General features: G+C 65.7%; 6 protein-coding genes. 1 reads left to right on the top strand and 5 read right to left on the bottom strand.

Annotated features, from left to right (window positions below; genetic code table 11):
* Positions 1-33 precede the first annotated feature (33 nt).
* Together EOA27_RS27190 and EOA27_RS27185 are read right to left on the bottom strand one after the other, a co-directional pair.
* Complete coding sequence (locus EOA27_RS27190; RefSeq protein WP_126083345.1) at positions 34-330, bottom strand: DUF1330 domain-containing protein; 297 nt, start codon at positions 328-330, stop codon at positions 34-36.
* 13 nt (positions 331-343) lie between these two features.
* On the bottom strand, positions 344-880 hold the full coding sequence (locus EOA27_RS27185) for a GNAT family N-acetyltransferase (protein WP_127257708.1): 537 nt from the start codon (positions 878-880) through the stop codon (positions 344-346).
* A 202-nt stretch (positions 881-1,082) separates the two neighbouring features.
* Between EOA27_RS27185 and EOA27_RS27180 the strand changes: the two genes are divergently transcribed.
* Complete coding sequence (locus EOA27_RS27180; protein WP_127257706.1) at positions 1,083-1,718, top strand: ankyrin repeat domain-containing protein; 636 nt, start codon at positions 1,083-1,085, stop codon at positions 1,716-1,718.
* 24 nt (positions 1,719-1,742) lie between these two features.
* Here the strand turns inward: EOA27_RS27180 and EOA27_RS27175 are convergent, their stop codons facing one another.
* The 3 genes from EOA27_RS27175 to EOA27_RS27165 all read right to left on the bottom strand — a co-directional run.
* On the bottom strand, positions 1,743-2,039 hold the full coding sequence (locus EOA27_RS27175) for a DUF1330 domain-containing protein (RefSeq protein WP_126083347.1): 297 nt from the start codon (positions 2,037-2,039) through the stop codon (positions 1,743-1,745).
* Between the two features lie 63 nt (positions 2,040-2,102).
* The gene (locus EOA27_RS27170; protein ID WP_126083348.1) at positions 2,103-2,666 is read right to left on the bottom strand and encodes a GNAT family N-acetyltransferase; all 564 of its coding nucleotides are present in this window, start codon (positions 2,664-2,666) and stop codon (positions 2,103-2,105) included.
* 62 nt (positions 2,667-2,728) lie between these two features.
* Positions 2,729-3,656, bottom strand: a 928-nt coding sequence (locus EOA27_RS27165) for a universal stress protein (RefSeq protein WP_145970558.1), incomplete at its 5' end; no start/stop codon positions are given.

The raw sequence follows: 3,656 nt of genomic DNA, 5'->3' as shown, positions 1-3,656 counted from the left end.
GGCAAGTGAACCGCAGCCGTCGGCCTTGGACCGTCAGGCAGGAGCCACCCCTTCGAGGGCGATGATGCGTGTGTGGGCGCAGCGGAAACGGATTTGCTTCAGCCTCTCATACTCCGGTGAGTCGTACCACGCGGTGATCGCGGCCATGTCGGGAAACTCGATTATGACCAGGCGGTGCGGCTCCCAGTCGCCCTCGAGCACTCGCGTCGTGCCGCCGCGCGCGAGATAATGCCCGCCATAGCGAGCCTCGGTTGCCGGCACCTCCCGCCGGTACTCGTCGAACATGGCCATGTCAGTGACATCGACGTCTGCAATCAGATAAGCGGCCATCGAGCTCTCCCTCTCAGATCGTCTTCCACATCATCACGATCGGCACCGGCGCGCCGCCGGTGTCGTCGAAGATCCTCTTGCCCGGCTGGTAGCCGCATGCCCGGTAGAGCGGCTCTCCGGCCATAGTCGCGCCGAGCTCGACACGCCGGAAGCCTTCCTTCCGCGCCGCGTCCTCGCAAAGGGACAGGATGAGGCGGCCAACGCCGCGCCGCACGAAATCGGGATGCGTGTACATCGCCCTGACGCGCGCGGCGTCCCTGGCGGGATCGAGCAATGCCGCGCTGCGCCCGGGCGTCTTGTCGCCGCCGTACATGGTCGAGCGCCTGCTCCAGCCACCGCAGCCGGCGAGCGCTCCCGCGCAGGTCACGACAAAGTAGGTTCCGTCATCGATGAGCTGGGTGTCGAGGCCCATGATGGCGCGGCTGGATTCGATCTGGGCGTCATCGAGGAAGGGTTTTTGCAGCTCGGCGATCGCCAGCCCCATCAGCGCCGAAATCCGTTCGATGTCGTCGCGGGTCGCTGTCCGGTACTGCAACTCCTGGCCGGCCATTCGCGGAATGCCAAGCTCCTTTGGAAAGGGGCTATGTTATATTAGCATCCACTCAAATCAATGCCGAGCGGAGCCACGCGTTGGCTAGCGCGAAAATCCATTTGCCCGATGCCGGTTACTGTGGAACCTTCAGCCGGGGAAGCCGCAAACTGATAACTGCCGGCCTGCTGCCGGTACGAACCATGTTCCGGGGAACATTGCAGTGACGGCAAGCTTGGAAGCCGAAGACGCCAGAAATTGGTCCGACCTGCTGGTCGCAGCCGAGAAAGGCGACGCCGAGACCGTACGTGCCGAACTCGCGGCGGGGGCGGACATCAACCAGACCGACGAAGGCGGCTGGTCTGCGCTGCATCTTGCCGCCCACAATGCCCGCATGGCAGTGCTCGAAGCCTTGATCGCGCGGCCGGCGATCGACGTCAATTCCAGGAACAAATGGAAGAGCACGCCTTTGAGCCTGGCCGCGGCCAAGGGTCACTACGACTGCATCCAGGCGCTGGTGCGACACCCTCAGATCGATATCGACGCGCGCGCCGACTACAATGGCCGCACGGCGTTGATCGAAGCGGCAGGGAACTGGCATCTCGATGCCGTCACGCTCCTGGTCGAGCATGGCGCGGACGTCAATGCGGCCGACAAGACAGGGCGAAACAGCGCCCTCATCGAAGCCATCAAGGGGCGGCACTTCGCGGTTGCGCAGTATCTGCTCGATACCGGGAAGGTGAACTTCCTCAACAAGGACATGCGGCTCAACGCGCTGATCTGGGCCGGCAGCACCCGCAACGCCGAACTCATCGAGCAGCTGGACGAAGCGATCCACAGGTTCTTCGAAGGCAAGTGAACCGCAGCCGTCAGCCTTGGACCGTCAGGCAGGAGCCACTCCTTCGAGGGCGATGATGCGTGTGTGGGCGCAGCGGAAACGGATTTGCTTCAGCCTCTCATACTCCGGCGAGTCGTACCACGCGGTGATCGCGGCCATGTCGGGAAACTCGATAATGACCAGACGGTGCGGCTCCCAGTCGCCTTCAAGCACCCGCGTCGCACCGCCCCGCGCCAGATAGTGCCCGCCATAGCGGGCCTCGGTCGCCGGGACTTCGCGTCTGTACTCGTCGAACATGGCCATGTCGGTGATATCGACATCGGCAATCAGATAGGCGGCCATCGTCGTTCTCCCGTTCTGATCGTTCCTTCCCAGTATATATTAGCAAATAATCATATATATGCTTCAACCCCGCGCCGCCACTCTCTTCTCAACCACCCAGCGGTGCTTACCGATCTGGCGATTGCGGCTGAAACCTTGGCGCTCGAACATCGCCAGCGTGCCGTTGTGCAGGAAGGCGCCGGCGACGGTGCGCCCTTGTGCGTCCTCAGGATAGCTTTCCACCGTGCCACCGCCGAGACGACCGATCTCGGCCAGTGCGCCGGCAAGGGCTGCCGCGGCCACGCCCTTGCCGCGAAAGGCCTTGTCGGAGAAGAAGCAGGTGATGCGCCAGTCGGGCAACACCGCCTGCCCATCCTCGTATGCGCGCCGGTGCTTGATGCGCGGCAGTTCGCCGGTCGGCCCGAACTGGCACCAGCCGACACAAGCCGAACCATCGAAGACGAGCGCGGCATGCGTGCTGCCTTCGCGCACCCGCGCCTCCTTTGCCTCGCGATTGCCCACCGCGCCCGAACCCTTGGCGTGGAACGCCATGCACCAGCAGCCGCACCAAACGCCATTGTGCCGCTCGACCAGCGCGGCAAAATCCGGCCAGGTGGCCATGTCGAGAGGTTTTGTGCTGAAGCTCATCAACGCCTCCTTGCGCAGCAAGATAACCGATCCAGGCCGACTTTGAAGCGAGGGCTCTCCCTTCACCCGGTCCCCGCCCCCGTGCGCACGGCCTCGCGCTCACTCTCGTCGCGTTGCACCCGCTCGTCGGAGATCAGCACCACCGGACACGGGCCGCGCCGCAGGACGGCCGTCGTCGTCTCGCCGAAGATGAGTTCCTCGCCCTGCCGCCGCGATACGCCCATGACGATCAGCGACACGTTGCGGCCGGCCTGGCGGGCGATGGCGTCGGCGGCCGCGGCCCGGCTTCTGATGGCGGTCTCGATCTCGACGCCGTAGCGGTCTGCGAGCGCGACGATGTCCTTCAAAACCGCCTCGCGGCGGCGATGCGAGACGGTGTCGCGCGGCTCGTCGCGGCCGCCGCGCGCGACATAGAGCATCTTGACCGGCGCGCCGGTAACCGCCGCTATCGCGAGCGCCAGCTCGGCGCCCCGGCGGGCAACCGCCGTGCCGTTGACCGGCACCAGTATCTTGCCCGATCCGGGATCGAGTTTCGGCATCTGGCGACCGGCGCTCGCCGGCTTCAGCACCAGGCAGAGCGGCCCGTCGAAGGCGCCGGCGACTTCGTTCAGCCGGTGCGAGAAGCCGCCCTTGGCAGTGACGGCGCGGCCGAGGCCGACAAGCAGCATGCCGTAGCCCTTGCGCGCCTCGCTGGCGACCGCCTCGGCGGAAAGCACCTCATGCTGGCGGCGGGTGACCGGCGCTTCGCGCATCGGCTCCTCGTCGCCCTCCCTTGTCGCCTCGCGGCTGTCCTCGGCGCCCTTCTCGATTTCCTCCAGATGCAGGCCCTCGGTCGGCTCGGCATCGGTCTCGCCGCTCGAATGCAGCACCGTCGTCGGCTTGCCGGCGCCGATGACGCCGGCAAGGTAGGCGGCGAAGCGGCCGACGACGCCCTCGTCGACCACGACCAGAAGCCGCTCCAGATTGGCGACGAAGCCGCGCTGATCGATC

Origin of the sequence: Mesorhizobium sp. M2A.F.Ca.ET.037.01.1.1 (assembly GCF_003998075.1) — a bacterium.
Lineage (GTDB): Bacteria > Pseudomonadota > Alphaproteobacteria > Rhizobiales > Rhizobiaceae > Mesorhizobium.
This window is presented reverse-complemented; position numbering and strand designations above follow the sequence as displayed.

Coding starts and splice junctions, on each gene's coding strand:
- EOA27_RS27190 (WP_126083345.1), bottom strand. CDS start 330: ATGGCCGCTTATCTGATTGCAGACGTCGATGTCACTGACATGGCCATG.
- EOA27_RS27185 (WP_127257708.1), bottom strand. CDS start 880: ATGGCCGGCCAGGAGTTGCAGTACCGGACAGCGACCCGCGACGACATC.
- EOA27_RS27175 (WP_126083347.1), bottom strand. CDS start 2,039: ATGGCCGCCTATCTGATTGCCGATGTCGATATCACCGACATGGCCATG.
- EOA27_RS27170 (WP_126083348.1), bottom strand. CDS start 2,666: ATGAGCTTCAGCACAAAACCTCTCGACATGGCCACCTGGCCGGATTTT.